Genomic DNA, 23,153 nt, shown 5'->3' with positions numbered 1-23,153 from the left:
GGAAAATCGCTAGCATGACTAATAACTATTTCAACTTGCTTACACAAGTTTCAGCTAAAAGATGTTCTAAAACGCAAATTCGTTTCGGTATCCAGTTTTCAAGGATCAAGGTGCTGAAATTTCGGTACAATCACGACTGTGATGTTCGAAAATTCAGACAGTTTAAAGATGAGAGCTTAAACTCTCAAAACTGACCAACGAGTGAGTGTTTGAACCCTAAGGTTCGTTGTGGAAGCTTTAGCTTCCGATTTGAATGTCACCGTTGCAGGTGACGATTCTCCATAGAAAGGAGGTGATCCAGCCGCACCTTCCGATACGGCTACCTTGTTACGACTTCACCCCAATCATCTACCCCACCTTCGGCGGCTGGCTCCCTTGCGGGTTACCCCACCGACTTCGGGTGTTGTAAACTCTCGTGGTGTGACGGGCGGTGTGTACAAGACCCGGGAACGTATTCACCGCGGCATGCTGATCCGCGATTACTAGCAATTCCGACTTCATGCAGGCGAGTTGCAGCCTGCAATCCGAACTGAGACCGGCTTTGCTGGGATTGGCTCCACCTCGCGGTTTCGCTTCCCGTTGTACCGGCCATTGTAGTACGTGTGTAGCCCAGGTCATAAGGGGCATGATGATTTGACGTCATCCCCACCTTCCTCCGGTTTGTCACCGGCAGTCACTCTAGAGTGCCCAGCACTACCTGCTGGCAACTAAAGTCAAGGGTTGCGCTCGTTGCGGGACTTAACCCAACATCTCACGACACGAGCTGACGACAACCATGCACCACCTGTCTCCGATGCTCCGAAGAGGGGCACTATCTCTAATGCTTTCATCGGGATGTCAAGACCTGGTAAGGTTCTTCGCGTTGCTTCGAATTAAACCACATACTCCACTGCTTGTGCGGGTCCCCGTCAATTCCTTTGAGTTTCAGTCTTGCGACCGTACTCCCCAGGCGGAGTGCTTACTGTGTTAACTTCGGCACCAAGGGTATCGAAACCCCTAACACCTAGCACTCATCGTTTACGGCGTGGACTACCAGGGTATCTAATCCTGTTTGCTCCCCACGCTTTCGCGCCTCAGCGTCAGTTACAGCCCAGAAAGTCGCCTTCGCCACTGGTGTTCCTCCACATATCTACGCATTTCACCGCTACACGTGGAATTCCACTTTCCTCTTCTGTACTCAAGTCACCCAGTTTCCAGTGCGACCCCAGGTTGAGCCCAAGGTTTAAACACCAGACTTAAATGACCGCCTGCGCGCGCTTTACGCCCAATAATTCCGGACAACGCTTGCCCCCTACGTATTACCGCGGCTGCTGGCACGTAGTTAGCCGGGGCTTTCTTCTCAGGTACCGTCACTCCGGCAGCAGTTACTCTACCGGACGTTCTTCCCTGGCAACAGAGCTTTACGATCCGAAAACCTTCATCACTCACGCGGCATTGCTCCGTCAGGCTTTCGCCCATTGCGGAAGATTCCCTACTGCTGCCTCCCGTAGGAGTCTGGGCCGTGTCTCAGTCCCAGTGTGGCCGTTCACCCTCTCAGGTCGGCTACGCATCGTCGCCTTGGTGAGCCGTTACCCCACCAACTAGCTAATGCGCCGCAGGCCCATCCCCAAGTGGCAGATTGCTCCGCCTTTCATTCTCTCTTCAGGAGAGGAAAGAAATTATCCGGTATTAGCTACCGTTTCCGGTAGTTATCCCAGTCTTGAGGGCAGGTTGCCTACGTGTTACTCACCCGTCCGCCGCTAAGCAAGAATGGAAGCAAGCTTCCATTCTTGCTCCGCTCGACTTGCATGTATTAGGCATGCCGCCAGCGTTCGTCCTGAGCCAGGATCAAACTCTCCAAATTGTATTTAGAAAGAGCGATTGCTCATTTTGAAACATCTGACGAGAATTTTCATTCTCTTTTTTGGAAGTCACTTTCATGAATTCCCACTCACTCGTTGTTCAGTTTTCAAAGATCAAGCTCGTTGTCAGCGCCGCTTACCGCGTCACCAGCAACTCTTATAATATATCACATCCAGCCGATCAATGCAAGCTCTTTTTTTCAACTTCTTTTCGAGCTCGGCGTTGATGTTTCGCGGCCAGAAATAGAATATATCATGTATGGATATTCTATGCAAGCATTATTTTAAAACTAGCATAGCAGATTTCTTCTTATAGCTGCTTCTTTTTCTTTGCCTCAATATAATCTCTGTATTTATCATGTAGCTGAGAATTCCGCATGATCGATTCTCCAGTGTGCTTGTCTATTATATCGGCTTCAAACTTTAAACCTTTGTAACGGGGCTCTTCTATAAACTCAACTTCTGCTGGAGTAGCACCACTAGATCTTCAGCTGTATCCCAGACGAGGGGACGGATTTCTTGCAGGTGTACCCAAAGTTTATCAGCATCCTCGCTCTTAACAGTCCAAACCACCGGGATGTTCAAACCAAGCGCATATCCCGCTGCAAAATACACCGCAGGGGACTGACCGGTTACATCGGCGATAATCAGCTTGCTGTCCGCTATAGGCTTCAAAGAATAATCTTCGCCTTCCTGTGCAAGCACGCGGGGTAGATAGCCATACTGCTCGATCTTAGGCAGCAGCTTATCCAGCCACTCCTTGCGTAATTCCTCCTCATTCGGCAGAAGAACGACGCATTGCTTTATTTTCCCACCTCCGGTGATTGCAGCGGCTTCGCCCCATCCCTGCGCGGTAAGCTTAAAGGTCATACCTTCCCTTATCAGCAACTCCTCACTTCTCAGCTTATCGATGAGATAGACCAGTTCTTGCAGATTGGGAGAGTAGGTCAGGTTATAGCTGCTGGAAAGGGGTTGAATGACAACCGGCTCCCCCGGACCCTCGGAATGTCTATACAGATATTGCAGCAGTCGGTTTCCTTTATCTTCAAGGGTCACAGGAATAGCCGGAGAATTCAGAATTGAATCCAAATCTCCAGCACTTAGAATGACCCTCTCACCACAATCTGTCTTCTCCCGGATATACGCCGATACCAAATGAAGCATTTCACGTTTCTGTTGTTGTGAGAACGAAAGTATGGATTCATAGCTGTCTCTCAGCAGCTTATAGAACCCCCCGGGTGAACAGGAGCAGTCTGCATACCGGTCGTAATCGCCTTCAGCTGTAATCGGGACAATCTGATCGCAGAACAAGCAGTGTTTTTTAAGCATGACAATTTACCACCTCTTATGAATAGCTATCATCCTACCTTACCAAGATTGTTATGAAAAGTAGACAAGCAGATGTTTCCTTAAATGGAATAGTCCCTTCCCCGCCCAGCCGGATTTGCTCCCATAAGCTGCTTTCCAAGCTGAATCCCGCCTTTACCACGCTGGAGAATATCGCCCAGGCCCTGAAGTAGAACATCTCAGTTCCACCAAAAACGTACGGATGTCGATTGTAGAGTTTCCTCCCGGTGCCATGATCGGGGATGCCCCTCATGCGCATGAAGGACAGGAAGTGCATGTGGTCATTAGAGGAAGAATATACGCCGAGCAAGGGGAAGACGGAGCTGAGTTTGCTGAGGGTGATTCCTTTAGCTGGAACGCCTGTACACCTCACTTAGTCAAAAATATTGGCGAGGATACAGCAATCGTGCTGATCTACATCTATACAGAGAATGAGAATGATCAGGAGCTTATATGAGTTAAAAGCCCGCTCCCAAGCCAGTTAGGCCACGGGTGCGGGCTTTTGCCAATCAACAAGATGTAAATCAAGGCCGCTTACATAACTATATTACTGCTGTAAAAAAATCTTATACAGAACCTGAGCAGCTTCTGCTCTGGTTGTCGTCCCGCCAGGACTCAGGCTTTCATTCCCCCGCCCGTTGACGAAGCCCCTCTTAACCATTGCAGCCATATCGCCCGCTGCGTACTTTGCTACATTAGAGCCATCTGTAAATTTCTTGAGATCCTCAGCTGTACCGGCCTGCAGGGTTCTGCCTGCTGCCCGCAAGGCCCGCATGGTCAGCACAGCCATATCCTGTCTTGTAATTTCCGTGTCCGGCTGGAAGCTGCCGTTCGAGCCCAATGCGATTCCAAGCACTTTGGCGATTCCAATTTCATTATAATACGGGTTGGTATTCTGAATATCACTGAAGCTGGTGTTGAAGTCCGCTGTAAGCTCCAGCGTCCTTACCAGCCAGGCCAGATACTCACTTCTTGTAATCTTGTTGCCGGGATTGAAGGTTGCCTCAGATGTCCCTTCAATGAAGCCTTTGGACGCCATCGTTTCAACCGCTGCCGCATACCACGAATCCTTGATTACATCATTGAAGCTCTTCCAGGTATACACAATTGCATATTCACCGGCATTTGCCGCTGTAAATATCATGACCTGCCCGGCAGCATCGTATTCAGCATTGTCGATCTGAACAAGCTTTCCGTTTGCATCAATATACGATACAGCTAAATATTTGGCGTTTGCCAATTCTTCAGCACCAGAAGCATATGGCAGTCTGATCTCTGCCGGTGCATTCAGGTTATTGGCTGCTACTGCCACCCCATCCACTTGGACAGTCCATTCAATAACAGGCCTGCTGCCGATCATGACTTTTGCCGCTGGATCAAGCTTGGAAGTATCTGCCCGGCTAAGTGTCAGTTCCACACTCTTGGCGCCCGCTCCTACACTCTTCAGCATATTGGAAGGCACTATAATTGTACCGATTTCCGTAACAACTTCTATCCTGATATCGCCTGTATCCGAGGTGAGTGCAGCTGCGGGAAGCTCAACCACATAGGCACTTGCTCCCTCTGCTTCCGGTATTACCACTCTAACCGTCTTAACATTCCTGCTGTCTGCTTGCGCATGCTCCAGCGCCTTATTAATATCAGCCTGCCGGATTGTGGCCGCTTTGGCTATACCGGATGCCGGATCCGCCTTTGGTGCCTCAACCTTAATCAAATGTCCTTCGACTTTGATGGTTACAGGAGTCGGCGAAGGTGTCTTGACCGGTGCTGCAGCATCCGCTGGTGCAGATGTAGGCGCCGGTTTTGGCGTTGGTGTAGAGGTTGGCAATGGGGTTGGATCCGGCGTTGCAGTCGGTCCAGGGTCTACAGCAGGATTGCTGATGACGACTGTAAGGGATGGACTCGCATAATGAGTTGCCGTTTCCTTCATTCTCACTTCGTAGGTTCCGCTGCCAAGACCTGTAACCTCTACACCTGTGATGGCCGTCCAGCTGCCAGCGTCTCCTCCCTCTTGCCGGTATTCCATCGCCGGATTCACACCGGTGATCTTGCCGTCCTTAGCGCCGCTTGCACTGACATCCACACCTTTGACCTCTGTCCCGGCCGGCGGATTCTGTTCCTGCTTGGTTCCGTCAGGAACTACGATCAGGATCACAGAGCTTGGATTGCTGGTATCCGTCCCGGCGTACCGGAGCTCATAACTCCCGGCTTCCAGACCTTCAATGCTGGTTCCGCTGACCGGGATGAATAGGCCGCCATCCACCCTGCGGTATTCCATATCGGCAGTCACATTGTCAATCTTCCCGTCGTTGCCGCCTGCCGCTGCAGGCGGCGTAATCACCAGGCCATCTGCTGATGGGGTATCTCTGTCTTCCTTGGCTTCATTGCGGATGTCCACAATTACCGGCGGGCTTGCTTGCAGCCCTTCTGCCGCTGCGTACCGGATCTGATAGCTGCCAGGCTCCAGATCGCTGATAGCTGTACCGGTAACAGGCACATAGTTCTCATCGCCAAGCTTCCGGTATTCCATGGTGCCGTTTACGCCCTCGATGATCCCCTTTGCTCCGTTATCCGAATTGGCGTGCGTGATCACCCACCCTCTTGAATCCGGTGCGTCCTGTTCCTGTATCTGCCCTTCCGGAATGATAACTTCCTTATCCAGGCTGGCACTCAGCGAACCGGTCTCCATATACCGGACATAATATTTGCCGGCGGTGAGGCCCGTAATCTCGGTTCCAGTGATTGCAGTATATTCTCCGGCGCCTTCCTTCTTATACTCCATTTCTGTGGTCACACCGGTCAGCTTGCCGTCATCTCCATGGAGAATAGATGGTGCAACCCCTGCGGGAGTTACCGGTGCCGGACGATCCGGATTGGATGCGGCCTGGATAACTTCCCATTCCCACAGGCCAACGCCGTTATCGCCTGCTGCGGATTGCTTGGTCATGGTAACCCGCAGCGCCTTAACCTCCAGTACTGATTCAAACGTATACGGGTTCGAGGATTCCCCTGGAGTATGGTCAACCACCTTGATGCCATCGGTTACCGTACCAGCTGTCACCCATTCATTGGTGACACTATCAAGCGGGATATAGGAATACACAACATTAGTAGGCTTCATGATCCCGCCCGCATCAGACCACAGCACCAGGTTCGAGCTTTGGATGGCAGCACCCTGCGGCCATTCATATTGCACCCATTCCTCTGCACCTTCGTGGCCCCATGTTCCCCAGTGCGGGATGCTGCCGCTATCTTTCTTCCCGTCATTTACCGCAGCCAGACTCTCCCACGGTGAGGTGTAACTGGAAGAAGGATTCGCCAAGAAAGCCATATTGCCATCACGCGGACTGAGCAGACGCAGATCGGCCAGCAGTTTCTCAAGTGCCTGGGAAATTTCCCCGGCTGTGGCATTCATATTCTTGATCACAGCGGAAGCTTCCGCCTTCGCTGCATCAACCGGCGCAAGACCCGGATCTATAAAGTTTGCAGCATTTAATGTATTTACATAGTTATAAACCTTAACCAGCTCTGACTTATCTGCCGCCCCCGTGTATCCGTATACCTTCCATTCCAGAATACCGGAGCCATTAACAGAAGGCTTCATGTCGATGCTGACCCCTGTAATATAGCCAGGCTCAAAGGTGGTTGTATTGTATTTATTAAGCTCGTTGCCAAGTCCCTTCAAGCCCCTCGGGGTATACCATTTCCCGTTCTCATCGCGAAGCATTAACTGCATATCCTTCGGACGGAAGTTTCCGCCGCCGTCCTGGAACACATAGACATCCATGGAAGAGGCCAGGAATGGCTGATCCCATTCATACGTCACCCATGCCGGATCTCCTTCTCTTCCCCAGTTATGCCATGCGCTGTTCGGGGCACCGCGGTTCGGTGAGAAATCTGCCGAGCTCTTAGGATCAATGCCGTTATTCATCGCTTCCGGATACCCGTCGCCGCCGGAGAAGCTGGCAGAGGCTTTGGCTGTCGGTGCCGCATTCTGCAGCCCTGTATTCACGACATATACGGTGACCCGTACCTCCAGCTCACTGCCTTGGACTGTACCCTTCGCTTCGAACTGGCCTGTACCCGCATAGCTGCCCGGATCAATTGCCTCCCAGGTAATTTCCCTCTCACTATATCCGTCCCCGGACAGAATATTCACCTGTCCGGGAAGTACCGGGGCGGTATCCTTCCTGGTCACTACACTGAGTGCCCGGTAGGCATCAACGGTATCTTCCTTAATCTCAATCGTTACATCCTTGCTGGCTGTCTTGTCTCCGTCTGCCGCAGTGAAGGTAAACACATACGTGCCTGCCTTGCTTACACGGGCATAAGCCACTGCTTTGTCGCCGCCTACAAAGGAAATGTCCGCTGCGCCATCCGGCTGTTGCTTAACAGCCCATGTATACGTCAGCTTGGACTCAGCTTCCGCACTGTGTACCGGATCTGGAGTTGCCGCGCCGGACAACACCACAATACTGTTATTGGCAACATCCTGGGCCGCAGTCACCTGACCAATAGCCGGAGGTTGTTTCTCCGGCGGTGCAGCCAGCTCGAAGGTCACTTGGCCGGAACCGGCCTTCTGCCCGTCACTCGCACTAAGCTTAACCGTATACGTGCCTTCTTTGGAACCGGTAGCCTGTGTAATGCTTGCCTTCGGATGATTGAAGCTCAGCTTGCCGCCTTCCGGCGTGCTGACGGCTTCCCATGTGTAGTTCAGTGTTCCTTCCGGTGCGCCGTCATCGGTCACAATCCCATTCAGCATAAATGGAATCAGTGCCTGCGGAGTTTGCGTCGCCAGCTCTGCAGTAATCTGCGGAGCTTCATTCTCGCCGCCGGCTGACTTTTCAATGGTCAATTCAGCACTCGCCGCGCTGTCCATCTGGAACATCGCCACGCCTTTATTGCTCTTCACATAGAACTGCCCGGCAGCTGCGCCATTCAGCTTGAGGCTGTAATAGCCATTCTCCATTCCTGATCCGTCAAACGTAATCCGCGAAGCATGCTCCTTTCCGGTAGGATTCAGGAGCTGCAGCGTAAATCCCTTACCGTCTTTTTGAATATCTGCACGTTCAATTTTATCGCTTTCCAGAGCCAGATAGATGTTCTCGTCGATCAGATTGATCCGCTTACCGAAACCGTCCTTAGGCGTAATGTGGTAGCTGCCGCCTTCGTCAGTAACCAGCGCGCCATATCCGAACAGTCCGAATACCGGATCTGTCACAATATCGGAGCTGATGCTTAGCAAAGAGCCATAGAGGCCTTCCTCAGATTCACCGGAAAAATCATTCCAGCCGTTATGCATGACGCGCGAGCCGCCATCGTATACGTCCTTGGTGCCGGTGCCTCCTTTATACATCGAATATCTCCATGAGGTGCTGCCTACAGAATCTGCCGTAATCTGACCCATGTTGACGGCATTGAAGTTCGAAAGCTTCGCCGCATAGTTGCGCTGCTGCGCAATCGCGGTCTGCTCCACGGACCTGCCGTCATCCTCATAGCGGAGCCAGTCATCCATAATGTATCCGGCTAATGACGCCGTATATTGGAAATTCCACCAGCCTTCGCCGCCGCGGAAGACCGGCACAGAGTAATGGAACCAGGTAGGCTGAATACCGCGCATGGCACGGGTTTTCCAGTCGGCCATTTCCATACTTGCCTCAGCTGCTTCTGCACGCCCGTCCGCAGGGTAGTAGGTGCGCAGCGCCTTGGCTGCAGCATAGGCCCCTTCCTCGCCGGTATTATCATATTCAAATTCCGACCCGTAAGGATAATTGGCGTAAGTCATATTCCGTCCCTTATCGAGGGCAAACTTCTTCTGCAGATTGGCTGACTCGGCCGGCATTCCTTCTTCTTTCAGGGCTTCAATGATATCCGGAATCTGCTGCTCGCCATAGAAGCCGATGGCTCCGGTGGAAACACGCTTATAATAGATGTTATAAGCCTTCTCCAGATAGAACTGCGGTGATTCCCGGTACTCGATCAGATTGGGATACGCCTTCTGAATCCGGTACATATTGAAGAATCCGGTCGCTTCCATGATCTCGGAGAACGTTCGTGTATAAGGCTTGTCTTTATCGGTGTACGCACCGGAATCCTTCAGCCAGTTCGCAACGATATAACTGTCCTGCGTATTCTTCATGAACCGTTCCCACATGAAGTCAATCAGGTACGTCTCAATGGAGCGGATTTCATCGGCATCCGGAGCAAGGTAGTTCTTCATGGTCATGAAGTTGATGTTATCATGGCTCCAGTCATCTCCCCAGTGGCTTGTACTCAGGTCAATACCGCTTGTAAGATACCAGTCGAAGTAGTTGCCGTAAGTCGCACTTTCCGGGTCCTTGTCCTGTGTTTGCCCGGCCATAAACCCGGAATGGGCTTCCGAAGTGGCATCCAGCTCGGCCAGAACATTGAATTCATACTGGGTGAATTTATCCACCCATTCATTACCGGCCTTCAGCTTATACTCCACACGCACGCTGTTATTGCCGATGGAGCCAAACTGAAGGGAATAGATATGATGCTGTTCGCCATTCACAATCTTGGTCTCCACAAACTGGGACGATTCTGCGTAGCCCGCATTCCCGTCTGGAAGCCCGCGGCCGGTCCGGGAATTATCGACCATATCCTCCCTGCTCTTGCCGGGCTTGATATCCGGGATATGCGCTTCGTCAAACGGGTCATTCTCGTCCACATTCTGAATATCGATCGACTGTACGTCAACGATACTGTCATCATAGTGCAGGTCCAGCTTCACAGGCATATTGATCGCTGTCTGGAAGCCCGGCACCGCTACGGCATCAATGATGCCTGATTTGTACAGGATGGACCGGAGGTTAGTCTCGCGGTCTTCCATCGAAGTTGAACGGTTATTCGAACTTTGGGCACTTTCCTGCGGCGTGTTGTCGCCGGCCCGTACCGCTGAGAATTTGAACTTATACGTCTTCTCCTCATCCGGTCCCAGCACCAGGCTGGAAGCATCGGTGAAGTATCCGCGGCCGGTTTTCTGGATGTCCTTGGAGTGGATATACAGAACATTCAGCCCCGGATACCAGCCGCCGCTGTCGCCTGTCCAGTTCGCGAATGTATCCGCAGCACGCTGTTCTCCTGCTTCATGCATCCAATAATCTACATACTCGATGCGCGCGCCGCTATCCGGCACCGGGGTGAACAGCATGAAATTCCCTTCCCCGCTGGTGCGGATAGCATAGGAATACCCGCTGTCGGCGCCAGCGAAATTATGCACAGTCACACGGTCATCATAGGTATCTGATAAGGTCTGGTATTTATTATTCCATGGCATAGGCAAGCCGATATCCCCGAATTCGATATACTGGCCGCTCTTGTTCTTCACGGTAATTTCCCATAGCAATGAACCGTCATCCGTCTCCATATCGAAGACAGACTTCACATCGAAGCCTTTCATCACCCGCTGGGCGGTAGAGTCCAGGTTCTGTCCGATATAATTGACTTCGACCCTTTTCCCGTCTGCTGAAGCCGTTTTGTCTATATAGGGGTTATCCGGATTGATGGCCGAATATTGCGTAGATCCCCCGGCGGCCAGTGTTTTATTGGTGTCTACTTCTACGAAGCCGTCCCTGTTATCAGGAAATACTTCACTGGCACCGGTACGGTATGAAAAGAGCATTTCACCCATCCACTGGTGCTGGATCCCATTTTGCGGCGATGTAGTGTTAGGGAGCACGAAATTGATCGGTTCCCCCTGTTTATTGGCAGGGTTATTGTTAATATACAGCTCCTCAATTTGTCCCAGATCTCCGACTTTGGCAGACAGGCTGGCATTGGAGATTTCATTCTTTACTGCGGTCACCGAAGCCGAAGGCGAAGCACTAACCTCCAGAGGCAGCGTTTGAAAGACCAGCAGCAGCGCGATCGCCAGCGGCCTCATTTTCTTAGAAATGATGGTCATCATAACCTCCTGTATACATGTCGTATTAACAATCCTTTGTATAAGGGGAACGGACTAATTCTTTAAGCCGGTAAGGGTAATGCCCTCTACGAAATACCTTTGACCGATTAAGTAGAAAATGACGCCCGGAGCGAAGGATAAGCAGGTTGCAGCCATCGTTAACGACCAGTCGCTCTTCAACTGGCCCCGGAAATTGGTAAGTCCAAGGGCTATCGTATATTTATCGCTTGAATTAATATAAATCATCTGCTGGAGGAGATCATTCCATAGTGTGATGAAGATAAACAACGCGACGACGATCATAGCCGGCTTGATGGCAGGCATGATGATATTGAACAGGATGCGGAAATATCCGGCACCGTCTATGGTTGCTGCTTGATCAAGCTCCCGCGGGATCGACATGATAAACTGGCGGATCAGGAAGATATTGAACGCACCGCCGCCGCAGAAATACGGAAGTATCAAAGGCCAATAACTGTCACTGAAGCCCAGCCCCCGCGTCCAGCCGATATAGAGGGGAATAAGCGTAACCATCGCAGGCAGCAGCATGGACCCCACACATAGTGCCCAGATCAGGTTTTTGCCGCGAAAACGCAGTCTTGCAAAGGCATATCCGCAGAGCGTAGCCGTAAATGTACCTGCCAGACAGGAAGGGACGATAATCACCATCGTATTCCATAGGTACTTCCAGAATTTAAATACCTGCAGGGTCTTCTCATAATTGGAGAACAGCCAGTTGTCCGGGATCAGCGAAGGCGGATATTTGTAGATCTCAGCGTTCGTCATAAGCGATGTGCGGAAAATCCACCAGATCGGGAAGATAGCCAGGATGGCGAAAAGGATGACGATGGCAAAAGTTATAATGTTCAGGGTTCTGTCTCTGCGTTTCCTGCTTCTAAGTCTGCCGTATGCCGCTGTGCTCATTTGTCATCGCCTCCTTCATTGTAGATCCACCGGCCCGAGGTCTTAAACAACACCGTAGTAAAGACAGCCAGTATGGCAAAAATAATCAGGGTTGTTGCGCAGGCATAACCCAGCCTGTAATTTACAAATGCCTGATCATACATCAGATAGGTCAGGAACCGCGAAGAGTTGCCCGGGCCGCCATTCGTTAACGCCAGCGCAGGTGTTACAACTTGAAGGTTGGCGATCAGGCACATCAACAGGTTGTAGAAAATAATCGGTGTCATACACGGAATGGTAATGTGCCGGAAGCGGTGCCATCCGCCCGCACCGTCCATTTCCGCTGCTTCATGGTAGACCACCGGAACGTTCTGCAGCCCCGCCAGAAAGATAACAATCAGGTTCCCCGCCAGCCAGACTGAGATCAGGGAGAGAGAAGGGACGACAAAGCTGGAATCAGCGATAAACAGAATTTTGTTCAGTCCCAGCTCAGAGAGGACATAGTTAAAGAATCCGAAATTCCCCTCGTACAGCCAAGACCATCCTACGTAAATCGCTGCAGCCGGCAGCACATAAGGCACATAGAACACAGCTCTGAAAAATCCCCTCGCCGGAATTTTCCGGTTCAGCAGCAGCGCAATAAACAGGGAATAAATCATGCTTCCGGTTACAGATAGCGCTGCAAAATAGATCGTCGAGATAATCGAGTCTTTAATGTAAGGATCGGTAGTGAAAATTTTGATGTAATTATCCAAGCCAATGAACACAGGGCTCTTGAGTCCGGTCCAATTCGTCAAACTGATGCCCAGCACACCGACAAGCGGCAAATACGTCAGGAAGATTAATCCCAGAAAAGCAGGAATCAAACAGATATAAGCAACACGCGCCTCGGCTGAAAAAATCCGGGAACGCCGCTTCTGCAGTGGATTAATAGTTTTCATCTTAATCGTTTCCATACCTTGCTCCCCACCTCATGGTTAGGGGGATAACCACCGCTTCCAGAATACCGGCGGTTATCCCCCTGCCCTATTATTGATTGCCTGTATGAGCCGCCTTCAAAGCCTCCAGATTCTTGGAGATCGCATCCTTGGCCGTGGTCTTACCGGTCCAGACATCTCCCAATATGGATCCGAGCAGCGTATTAAAGTCCGTTGTATAGTTCGTATAGAACCATGCAGCAGGTCGCGCGGCAGGAGACTGCGCATAATCGACAACGGCTGACTTATATTCGTCATACGGAGGGAAGTTCGGATTCTCTACCCATTTGCGGGTAAGTGCTTCATCCTTATACCATTTATCCAGCGTTGGCATCCAAATACCTGAAGAGATGAGTTCCCAGTTGTTTTCTTCGGAGTTGTACCATTTCAGCCATTCCATCGCTTCTTTGGGATGTTTGGTTTGGGAGAATACCACATTGGCACCGCCTGTGCTGATGGTGATTTTATCCTTCATATATGGCAGTACAGCTACGCCATAGTTCAGTCCTTCTTCTTTTGCCGTATTCAGGCTGGTTCCTACATTCCATTGGCCATTAGTTGCCATAGCAACAGTACCGGCAATAATCGTGCGCTGGATTCCATCATCGGTCTGTCCGACGGACAACGGGGCAACATGATCCTTCAGGTACAGATCAGCCACCCGTTGAATAGCTTCAATGCTTGCATCCTCCCCGACCTTAACCTCTGTACCATCTTCGGAGTAGAAGCCCCCGCCATTACTGAGTGTCCAGGCTTCCAGCTGCCACGGAAGATTCTCCACAGAAGCCCCAAACTGGACGATGCTCTGTGCATTGAAGCCATCCTCGCCGGGATGCTTGCCGTTCTTATCATTCGTCAGCTTCTTCGCGGCATCTACGAATTGATCCCATGTCCAAGCCTGATCCAGTGCAGATGGAGGATACGGTACGTTCGCTTTATCGAACATGTCTTTATTATAGTAGAGCAGGAGAATTTCATTGGCCGCCGCATAGGCTACGGGCTTGCCCTGATATTTGTAGGCCAGGCTGTCCAGCGGCTTGCTGTCGCTTCCCTCGTACATGGCGCTTACATCATTCAGCATCCCTTCAGAGGACCATTGAATGACTCCGTCCTCCTTCAGCATCCCTGTATCCGGCAGCTGTCCGGCTGTTGCGAGCGTATTCAATTTTGTCATGTAGTTCTCCCAGGGAATCGCCTGCACCTCCACTTCAATTTTATCCTGGGAAGCATTGAACCGGTCTGCCACCGCCTGGGTTGTATTCCCTTCAGCTGCGCTGCCCCACATGGAGTAAATAATTTTGACCTTTTCGGCAGATGCTTCAGGTGCTTTGGTAGTTTCTGATCCGGGTGACGATGTGCTTGTGTTATTGTCTGTATTAGCCTCATTGCCCCCGCATCCAGCTGCACCTACTAATAGTGCAGTCAGGATAAGACCTGCCCCAAGTTTCCTTCCTGTTCTCATAGCCTCTGATCTCCCTTCGAAATTAGCTTGAATTTGTATGTCTATCCATTTAACCCGGGCTTTAAAGTTAAACGTTTAACATAAAGTCTAAAACCATTCGAATAAAGTGACTTTTCAAGACATTCTTCATGCTGTTAACCACTCACCGTATAAATAACGCCAGTTTATTTTAAAGCTAGCCTTTTAAGGAAGCGCTTACTTTATTATATCACCCGTAGTTTAGATTGAAAAACGACTATTTCAACCTATATTTATGAATTTTCAATCAGTGTATTAAGTTAAACGTTTAAATTTATGCTCGTTCAAACTTCCCCCCGGTAAACAATACACTCTTGAGGCTTTCCCCTGCCGTTGAAACGAATGACTGCCCTTGATCCAACATCACATATCTGGCCGGATATGCAGCATAGCTTGTAATCTCCCAGCCCTTCTCTGCCGGCTCAATCAACCCATTTACACATCGCAGCTCTCCTTCGCTATCTGTGTACAGATAGGTGGTTGAGCCAAAGCCGAGCAGATATGCGACGAGCTCCTCTCCCATATCCCAGTCGTCCCCTTCAATATTGGAGAACAGACTGCTGAATAACGGATCACTCGACTTCTTAAATATGGATTGGCCAAAGCGGTTACGGGAAAGCTCCGGCATATTTAAATTCGGGGCGGCAATGCTATACGTAGAAGCTGCCTCACCGGGCTTAAGCTTGCGGGTTGTTGAATGTACATTCCAATCATAGCAGTTAAACATCGCCATTGTTGCCCGGTAACCGGCTTCCAGCAGGCGTGCATCTCCAATCGTTTCATAAGAAGACCGGGCGGCACCCGCTACCAATCCTCCCCATAACGAATGCGTCATGAAGGATAAGGCCTCCCACCAGCGGTCCGGAGCATTGGCTCTATAATCATTGCTGAATCCAATATTGGCAATAATCAGCGGGGCATACCGTTCAGCTTCATCGGTTAAACCAGCCAGGCATAAGGCTTCACAGGTAAGTCCAAAACCGGCATTATCATAGAAATGCTCCGTCACGGCTCCTTGATACGCCTGCGCACCCTGCTTCAGCCCTTCCACCAGCGCTAACCATAGTTTGCTAAGCTTATCATGCCAATACGTTAATGCGTTCTTCCTCAGGTCCGCTAACAAATCTGCAATATACAGAATGAATACCCCTACAAGCTGCGATTCTTCCTGCTCACGCTTATTCCGGTGACACTCCGGGTCCAGCCTCATACACATGACCTGAGCGGCCCAAGTCAGATACATTTCCGGACTTCCGTAATATAAATATGATTGATCAAATTTGGACAATAAATAATACACGTGGCCGATATAGTCAAAATCATATATACGGTAAAAGGACCCGTAAAGCGGTTTGGGATGCAGGAAATCCCCCTGTTCAAACCAATGGTATTTTAGATCAAGGAAAGCAGACAGCTCTACTTTTCTGACTTGTGCCGGTACAGGGGGCGATAGAAGATTCTTCATCAGAATGAAAGCTAATTTACCAAGCGATTCTCCTTGATTGGATAAAGGCAGAAATGAATAGGGACGGGTTACTGAGGCTGTATTAAAGCTGTTGTCACATAACCATTCGGCCCGTCTCTCAAGAATCTTATGAACAGGCTCGAGGACATTGCCGATTAGCACATCACATTTGCCGTTACTGAGCTGAGCAACCAGCTTGATCTCCCCCGCTGACTTCAGCGGCAGAACTGCGCGTAACCGATTAGATTTTGCTGCGGGAACGATTGTGAATTCACTTGAGATATCCGTCTCGTTAACAACGCCTGCTTCACAGGTTGCGCTATACATTTTTACCGACTGCAGCGTTTCCTGTTCCGGCAATTCTACTTCGGCAATAAATTTCCCTTCAGTAGTAGTAACGGACGAGTAGGTCCAGCCCGGATGTCCGTACTTGAGCGCTTTAGTATAGAAATCCGCCTGCCCATTAAATGTTGTAAACACAAATGACCATTCTCTTTCGCCATAAGGCTCTAAGGTGACAGGTGCGTAGCCGCCATAGATCCAATCACTGTCTGCCGACTGCTCAAGCGAGCTTCCATCCTCAATAAATGACAACCTGTGGTAGAGCATTCCATCCAGTGACGGGGAGACCTGTTCCAGAAAACGATTGACATAACTGCAATATGTACCAAAGGCGGCAACACGTTCCCCGGTACTGTATATAGCCAGATGAGGTGCCTCATTACTTCTGCGTACTGCTGCAAATTTGCTGAAATCCCCGCCGATATGCGGAAATACTGCGCAAGAATGCCTGATATTCCTCATGACATCACGATCACGGAACATGATATAGGCCAGAGAGAACCAGCTGTGAAATCCATTGATTCTTACGGCAGCAGCAGCAGGATTTGAACAACGGATCTTCCATGCCCATTCTCCATTGTTGTTCAGCAGATATTCATATTGAACTTTAAATTTATCATGCACAAAAGTTACAGTAGCTGATGTATCACCTGCAACTTCAATATAGGACTGCAGGTTAGCGCTTTCAATCCGTTCATCATCAACAATTGCCGTCCATTGTCCAAAAGGCTTATGCTCCTGGGCGTAGCCGGCCTCCTGAACATAATCTGCATCAATTACCCAGTTCATCCTTGCGGGATCATCTGTCATACGGAGGGATTCGACCGTTCCTTCTGTTGAGAGGTTTACTTCAAACGTATCATTACGAAGCAGTCTCAAGTTCTCACTCCTATCGATTTAATTTAAACGTTTAGATTTCGGGTTAATATTACCACAGTGTAAAATTGCCAGCAAGCCATTTATCGCTGCTGCAGGTAAAGAGACTGTCCACTTCATGTGAACAGTCTCTTCCCGCAATTATTATTTAATAGAGGTTCTTGGCCCGGCTACAGAATCCCGCTCAATCAGTTTGCATAACGGAGGTTCCTCTATTGTCTCCTCTTTTCCGCTAATCCTGTTACATAGAGTCTTCATCGCCAATATCCCCATATCATGCAGCGGTAAATCCATCGTCGTAATTCGGGGATTCAGATAAGCGCTGAATTCCCGGTTATCAAAACCGACAACCGACAGCTCCCTAGGTATGGAGATCCCGCGTTCAGCTGCAGCTCTCAGGGCACCGGCAGCCATCAAATCGTTCATCACAAGAATAGCCGTAGGCGGGTCGGGCAATTCCATAAGCTCACCTAATAACTGATAGCCTGACTCCCCTCCCCAGTCGCCTACTTTGATAAACTGCGGGTCGAAATACAGCTGAAATTCCGTCAATGCTTTGTAATACCCGTTAAACCGCAGTCTCGAAGGGATCGAATCCATTAAGCCGCTGATGACCGCAATCCGAGAATGCCCTTTGCTGACTAAATACTGGATGGCATCATAGGAGGCCTGTTCATCATTATACTGAATAGAACACTCATTCTGCGCGTAGCAATACGTATAGACAATCGGCTTGTCATTCGTATGAATTAATCCCGTTAAATCACGGGGATGCACGCCAATATATACGATTCCTTCAACCTGATTGGATACTAGGTCTGATACCGCATTTTGTGCATGCTTCTGGTAGGTAGCGGTATCCGCATAATTGTAGCCTACCTTTTTTTGCAGCCGCAGGTTGGTTAACAGGATATGCATATCATGTTGCTCTGCATAATCATTTATTCCATCAATAATTTCCGGCGTGTTAAAGACCGTTATGTCTTCCGCAATAACTCCGATCGTATTCGTTCTTCTGCTCTTAAGGCTTTGGGCAATCGCGTTAGGCCTGTAATTAAACTCTTCAATTACCTTCAAGACCCGCTCTTTCGTCTCAGGCTTCACATTACGGGTACCATTCATCACATATGATACTATCGCGGTGGATACATTTGCGCGCAAGGCAATATCTTTAATTCCGATTTTCTTCATACCTTCACCCTATTTAAACGTTTTACATTGCGCACACATTGTATCATTAACACGACTTGACATTCAAATGTAATTTTGAGCTATGCAGAGTCTAGCCCTCCCTTCAGAAATTCTTTAGAATTCTCCTACCTAATTCCTCAGAAATTTTAGTTAGTATTTCTGTATCGAAGTGAGCTGAGGGGATGGCATGTTGGCTGGTCATTCGATCTTAGAGTTAATTAAATCAGTATGGATATCTGTTTTTTTATCTTGCTTTTACGCTAGGCCCTTTTGGTATTCCAATCCCTAATGAACTTCTTCGTACAGAATCTTATCAGGATAAAGTTGACTCCCAGTTAAATCTAAAGAGAGTTGATTTGGCACAGCTAGTACAGCTAATAACTGATGCTGAATACAGCATTATCGAAATTGAGAATAAAGGGATTCCTCTATCAGAAGAAAAAATGGACCGGCTATTTGAGCGTTTTTATAAGGTTGACTATTCAAGAAATAGCGAGGGAATCCAAACGGGAGCTGGTCTCGGCTTGTCCATTGCCAGAAATATTGCCGAGCTACACCGAGGCATTTAGAGCAACTTTGATAATTCTCAGTCACATTTTAAAAAAAGCCCTGATAATCAAGAGTTTCTTGACCATCAGGACTGAGATACTTGTGCCAGAAATCGTTACAAACCAGTGACAAACTACGTTACAAACGGTGACAAGATGAATTACAACTCACACAACAATTTAGTCTACTTCCCGTGACTCCCCCGCTGCCGCATCCCCTCAAATAAAAGGATCGTCGCCGCCATCGCCGCGTTCAGCGATTCGGCGCGGCCGGCCATCGGGATGATGATGCTCTTGTCGACAAGGGCTGCCGTCTCCGGCGAGATGCCTTTGCCTTCGCTGCCGATCAGCAGCCACTGGCTGCCCTGGAAGTCATGGGTGTAGCAGGAATCTTCACCTGTCAGCGAAGTGCTGACCAGCAGCGCCCCGCGTTCCCGCGCCTGCGGCAGAATCGTGCCGAGATCTCCCTCCACTACCGGGAGATGGAACATCGAGCCCATCGTGGAACGGATGGTCTTCGGATTGAAGAGATCGGCGCAGCCTTGGCCGAGGATCACCCCGTCCGCACCTGCCGCATCGGCACTGCGGATGATTGTGCCCACGTTGCCAGGGTCTTGGACCCCGTCCAGCACAACAACCAGACTATCCGGCTTCGCCAGGATGGCCTCCACGCCCTGCTGCTCCTTGCGTACAACGGCAAACACCGGCTGCGGTGTATTCGTGCTGCTGCACTTCGCAATCACCGCTGCTGACACGCCAATTACCTCCATGCCCTGCACGGCCTGAAGCAGAGGCTTCAGCTCGGACGGCATGCCCTTATCCAGATCAAAGGCCAGGCATTCCACATCTGCTTCCGCCTGCAACGCCTCCTGCACCAGATGGATGCCTTCTACGATATATTTACCGGACTTGTCGCGGTGCTTCTTCTCCTGCAGTCCAGCCCATTCCTTCACCCGCGTATTCTGCGGCGACATAATTTCCATGAGGTCCTACCTTTCTGTTGCTTGCAGATTCCTGATTTTAAGTATGCTACACCAACCGGGCGGCTTAACTGTAGTTAGTGCAACTAAAAACTGCCTTTCCGCAGCAAATCCCCTTTTAACTGCAGTCTGTACAACTAAAAGTAGCGGTTGGAGTAAAATTCCGCCATTTGTGTAAATTTAGTTGTACCAGATACATCTATTTGCAAATAACGGATTAATTCATTTAAAATAACTGCACAAAATACAACTAACCCTACCTACCTGTACTAATATCTGTACTTGAACCTGGCCTGTACCTGTAATCACTTCATCCATACAGCCCTATTGATAAGCCATTTCCAGCTTCGTCAGGTTGTCCTTCCGGCCGACGATGACAAGTACATCGCCCTCGCTCAGACGATCTTCCGCTCTGGGGGAAATATTCATTTCCTCACCCCGGCGGATAGCCATCACGTTACAGCCATATTTGGCACGAATGTTAAGCTCCTGCAAATTCTTGCCGAGCATCGGCCCGGAGACTTTCATATCCAGAATGCTGTAGTCCGGCGACAGCTCTATATAATCAAGGATGTTCGGCGAGGCCAGATGATGCGCCACCCGCATGCCCATATCCCGTTCAGGGTAGATTACCTTATCTGCTCCGATTTTACTCAACACCTTGCCGTGCAGCTCGCTTTTGGCCTTAACCAGAATTGCAGGCACGCCAAGATCCTTCAGAATCAGCGTGGTTAGAATACTGGCCTGAATATCTTCGCCAATCGCGACAACCACCACATCGAAGTTACGGATACCGAGTGCACGCAGTGCCTCTTCATCGGTCGAATCCGCGGATACGGCATGAGTAACAATATTCGAAATTTCCTGGGTACGCTGCTCATCCGCATCAATGGCCAGTACGTCAAAGCCCATACCGCTGAGCGCCTTGGCTACACTTGAGCCGAAACGTCCCATTCCGATGACGGCATATTGTTTTTTTGCCATAATTGTTGTCCCTCCCGCCCGCATTTTGCATCTCAAACAGTATAGCATAAGCCGTTATAAACTTGAATTTTCAGCGCTGCCGCAGGGCACCTTATTAAGAGCCTATGCTAACAAAACCTAAGCGCATGCTCCCGAAGCCAGTTTTGCGAAGCTGAGCCAGGAAGCCTATGCCAACAAAACTTAAGGAGGTCGATTATGCCAGTCACCATTGATTTGCGCCAGGCTATTGTACACAAGATTCACGGACAGACCGAGGAAGGTCTGCGGGAAGTGATCGAGAACTCCGTGGACGGGCCGGAAGCCGCGCTTCCCGGACTCGGCGTTGTCTTCGAAATGATCTGGAAGGACCTTGATCCCGCCAAGCAGGACCGGGTGCTCTCCATGCTGCACAGACATCTGGAGAAGCTCACGCCAGGGTCCATCACGTCCTAAAGAGGTTCATTCCGCCAAAAACCTCCGCCTCCACATGTGCAGCTGCACAGTGGATCGCGGAGGTTTTTTATAACAAACAATGGAACAAGCGGTCAGCTTATCCTACTTCAACTGTACTTTTCAAGGCGCGGTTTCCAGGAATTTAGCCGTCGGATTCTTCTCCATCGCGGTCCGCATGGCGTATTCGTTCTCGAACAGCACTACATAATTACCCTTCTTATCGGTAACCAGTGTGGAGTTGATCCGGAATTTGCTTGCATCCGGCTTGGTGTCATCCACAATCCAGCGTGCGAACTGGTAGCTCATCCGCTGCAGTTGGACATCTACGCCGTACTCGCCCTTCATGCGGTACTCGAACACCTCGAACTGCAGCTGTCCGACGACACCCAGCAGGATATCATCGAAGTTCACCGTACGGAACACCTGAATCATGCCCTCTTCGGTCAGCTGGTCAATACCCTTCTGGAACTGCTTCGATTTCAGCGCATTCTTAATGCTTACTTTGGAGAAAATCTCCGGTGAGAAGGTCGGCAGCTCATCGAATTCGATATCCCCTGCCTGACTCAGCGTGTCGCCAATCCGGAAGATACCCGGGTCAAACAGACCGATAATATCACCCGGATACGCCTCTTCTACAATATCGCGGTCCTGGGCCAGGAACTGCTGCGGCTGGGACAGCTTGATGTCTTTGCCGGCACGCACATGCTTCACACTCATGCCACGCTCGAACTTGCCGGACACAATGCGCAGGAAGGCAATGCGGTCACGGTGAGCCGGGTTCATGTTAGCCTGGATTTTGAACACATAGCCGGTGAATTTCTCATTTGTCGGTTCAACAGATCCAGCTGTACTGCGGCGCGGTTCAGGCTTCGGTGCAAGATCCAGGAAGTTATCGAGGAAGGTCTGCACGCCGAAGTTGTTGATCGCACTGCCGAAGAATACCGGGGTAATCTCTCCGCGAAGTACTTTCTCATAGTCAAACGGATCACCCGCTACATCCAGCAGCTCCAGATCCGCACATAATTGGTCATGCAGGTATTCTCCGGCCATCTCGCGGATGATCGGATCGCGGTAGCTTTCCACTTTTTGTACTCTGATCACGGAATGATCGTCGCCCTGGAACAGCTCAACCTGATTCTTCATCCGGTCGTATACGCCGCACAGCTCACGGCCCATGCCGATCGGCCAGTTCATCGGCACAGAGCGGATACCCAGTACATTTTCCAGCTCTTCCATCAACTCAAATGGATTGCGGCCTTCACGGTCCAGCTTGTTGATGAAGGTGAAGATCGGAATGCCCCGCTTGGCACAGACCTGGAACAGCTTGATCGTCTGTGTTTCCACGCCCTTGGCAACGTCGATCAGCATGACCGCACTGTCAGCCGCAGTAAGCGTACGGTAAGTGTCTTCACTGAAATCCTGGTGACCCGGGGTATCCAGAATGTTCACCCGGTGGTCCAGATAATCAAACTGCATGACGGAAGAAGTGACGGAGATCCCGCGCTGCTTCTCAATTTCCATCCAGTCACTTGTGGCGTGCTTGCTTGCCTTACGGGCTTTGACTGTTCCTGCTAAGCGGATAGCGCCCCCGAAGAGGAGCAGTTTCTCGGTCAGCGTTGTTTTACCCGCATCCGGGTGGGAAATAATCGCAAAGGTTCTGCGTTTGTCTACTTCACTCTGAAGCTTGTGGTCCGGTGCCTTATTCATTACACATATCCCTTCATATATAAATTCATCCATGCTTCTGCTTCAATTACCGGATTTCATCAAATCGGTGCACTACTCATTCGTCCAGATCCTTTCACGTAGAATTCATCGTTACATCGTTGAAGTACGGTTTATAGGATATTTTATGGCGCC

General features: G+C 50.0%; 11 protein-coding genes, 1 rRNA gene and 2 pseudogenes. 3 read left to right on the top strand and 11 right to left on the bottom strand.

Features of this window, described 5'->3' with window-relative positions:
* Positions 1-285: 285 nt before the first annotated feature.
* Positions 286-1,843: ribosomal RNA gene (locus NSQ73_RS03190) — 16S ribosomal RNA — on the bottom strand.
* A 445-nt stretch (positions 1,844-2,288) separates the two neighbouring features.
* The gene (locus NSQ73_RS03185; RefSeq protein WP_340985363.1) at positions 2,289-3,170 is read right to left on the bottom strand and encodes a hypothetical protein; all 882 of its coding nucleotides are present in this window, start codon (positions 3,168-3,170) and stop codon (positions 2,289-2,291) included.
* A 217-nt stretch (positions 3,171-3,387) separates the two neighbouring features.
* Between NSQ73_RS03185 and NSQ73_RS03180 the strand changes: the two are divergent.
* Positions 3,388-3,645, top strand: a pseudogene (locus tag NSQ73_RS03180) (cupin domain-containing protein); the annotation flags it as partial.
* Between the two features lie 90 nt (positions 3,646-3,735).
* On the opposite strand, the gene NSQ73_RS03175 reads toward NSQ73_RS03180, so the two are convergent.
* The 6 genes from NSQ73_RS03175 to NSQ73_RS03150 form a co-directional block, all read right to left on the bottom strand.
* A complete protein-coding gene (locus tag NSQ73_RS03175) occupies positions 3,736-11,118 on the bottom strand; it encodes a DUF5695 domain-containing protein (RefSeq protein WP_340985361.1) in 7,383 nt (2,460 codons plus the stop codon).
* A gap of 51 nt (positions 11,119-11,169) precedes the next feature.
* Complete coding sequence (locus tag NSQ73_RS03170) at positions 11,170-12,039, bottom strand: carbohydrate ABC transporter permease (RefSeq protein ID WP_042139908.1); 870 nt, start codon at positions 12,037-12,039, stop codon at positions 11,170-11,172.
* Positions 12,036-12,974, bottom strand: coding sequence for a carbohydrate ABC transporter permease (locus tag NSQ73_RS03165; protein WP_231575227.1), 939 nt, complete (start codon positions 12,972-12,974; stop codon positions 12,036-12,038). The genes NSQ73_RS03170 and NSQ73_RS03165 overlap by 4 nt, the downstream gene beginning before the upstream one ends.
* Before the next feature lie 73 nt (positions 12,975-13,047).
* Positions 13,048-14,457 (bottom strand): ABC transporter substrate-binding protein, encoded by a 1,410-nt coding sequence (locus NSQ73_RS03160; RefSeq protein ID WP_340985360.1) that lies wholly within the window; start codon positions 14,455-14,457, stop codon positions 13,048-13,050.
* A gap of 292 nt (positions 14,458-14,749) precedes the next feature.
* Complete coding sequence (locus tag NSQ73_RS03155; RefSeq protein WP_340985359.1) at positions 14,750-17,161, bottom strand: hypothetical protein; 2,412 nt, start codon at positions 17,159-17,161, stop codon at positions 14,750-14,752.
* 141 nt (positions 17,162-17,302) lie between these two features.
* On the bottom strand, positions 17,303-18,349 hold the full coding sequence (locus NSQ73_RS03150) for a LacI family DNA-binding transcriptional regulator (RefSeq protein ID WP_340985358.1): 1,047 nt from the start codon (positions 18,347-18,349) through the stop codon (positions 17,303-17,305).
* A gap of 398 nt (positions 18,350-18,747) precedes the next feature.
* Between NSQ73_RS03150 and NSQ73_RS03145 the strand changes: the two are divergent.
* A pseudogene (locus NSQ73_RS03145) lies at positions 18,748-18,912 on the top strand (ATP-binding protein); the annotation flags it as partial.
* Positions 18,913-19,082: 170 nt separating this feature from the next.
* On the opposite strand, the gene NSQ73_RS03140 reads toward NSQ73_RS03145, so the two are convergent.
* Entirely contained in the window at positions 19,083-19,880 is a 798-nt protein-coding gene (locus tag NSQ73_RS03140; RefSeq protein ID WP_340985357.1) for a TrmH family RNA methyltransferase, read from the bottom strand.
* A 321-nt stretch (positions 19,881-20,201) separates the two neighbouring features.
* Positions 20,202-20,885 carry a potassium channel family protein gene (locus NSQ73_RS03135; protein WP_144026190.1) on the bottom strand — a complete coding sequence of 228 codons (684 nt, stop codon included), beginning with the start codon at positions 20,883-20,885 and terminating at the stop codon, positions 20,202-20,204.
* A gap of 171 nt (positions 20,886-21,056) precedes the next feature.
* Here NSQ73_RS03135 and NSQ73_RS03130 point away from each other — a divergent pair, with 171 nt between their 5' ends.
* Positions 21,057-21,293 (top strand): small acid-soluble spore protein SspI, encoded by a 237-nt coding sequence (locus NSQ73_RS03130; RefSeq protein WP_042139923.1) that lies wholly within the window; start codon positions 21,057-21,059, stop codon positions 21,291-21,293.
* A 120-nt stretch (positions 21,294-21,413) separates the two neighbouring features.
* Here NSQ73_RS03130 and NSQ73_RS03125 read toward each other — a convergent pair whose 3' ends face one another.
* A complete protein-coding gene (locus NSQ73_RS03125) occupies positions 21,414-23,000 on the bottom strand; it encodes a peptide chain release factor 3 (RefSeq protein ID WP_042139924.1) in 1,587 nt (528 codons plus the stop codon).
* Positions 23,001-23,153 lie beyond the last annotated feature (153 nt).

Source organism: Paenibacillus sp. FSL R10-2736, from assembly GCF_038000245.1.
Lineage (GTDB): Bacteria > Bacillota > Bacilli > Paenibacillales > Paenibacillaceae > Paenibacillus_AQ > Paenibacillus_AQ phytohabitans.
Note: the sequence above shows the minus strand (reverse complement) of the source record. Positions and strands in the feature narration are given on the sequence as shown.

Excerpts from the sequence above, each read along its gene's own strand:
- NSQ73_RS03185 (WP_340985363.1), bottom strand. The coding sequence starts at position 3,170 with ATGCTTAAAAAACACTGCTTGTTCTGCGATCAGATTGTCCCGATTACA.
- NSQ73_RS03175 (WP_340985361.1), bottom strand. The coding sequence starts at position 11,118 with ATGATGACCATCATTTCTAAGAAAATGAGGCCGCTGGCGATCGCGCTG.
- NSQ73_RS03170 (WP_042139908.1), bottom strand. The coding sequence starts at position 12,039 with ATGAGCACAGCGGCATACGGCAGACTTAGAAGCAGGAAACGCAGAGAC.
- NSQ73_RS03165 (WP_231575227.1), bottom strand. The coding sequence starts at position 12,974 with ATGGAAACGATTAAGATGAAAACTATTAATCCACTGCAGAAGCGGCGT.
- NSQ73_RS03160 (WP_340985360.1), bottom strand. The coding sequence starts at position 14,457 with ATGAGAACAGGAAGGAAACTTGGGGCAGGTCTTATCCTGACTGCACTA.
- NSQ73_RS03150 (WP_340985358.1), bottom strand. The coding sequence starts at position 18,349 with ATGAAGAAAATCGGAATTAAAGATATTGCCTTGCGCGCAAATGTATCC.
- NSQ73_RS03140 (WP_340985357.1), bottom strand. The coding sequence starts at position 19,880 with ATGGAAATTATGTCGCCGCAGAATACGCGGGTGAAGGAATGGGCTGGA.
- NSQ73_RS03135 (WP_144026190.1), bottom strand. The coding sequence starts at position 20,885 with ATGCGGGCGGGAGGGACAACAATTATGGCAAAAAAACAATATGCCGTC.
- NSQ73_RS03130 (WP_042139923.1), top strand. The coding sequence starts at position 21,057 with ATGCCAGTCACCATTGATTTGCGCCAGGCTATTGTACACAAGATTCAC.
- NSQ73_RS03125 (WP_042139924.1), bottom strand. The coding sequence starts at position 23,000 with ATGAATAAGGCACCGGACCACAAGCTTCAGAGTGAAGTAGACAAACGC.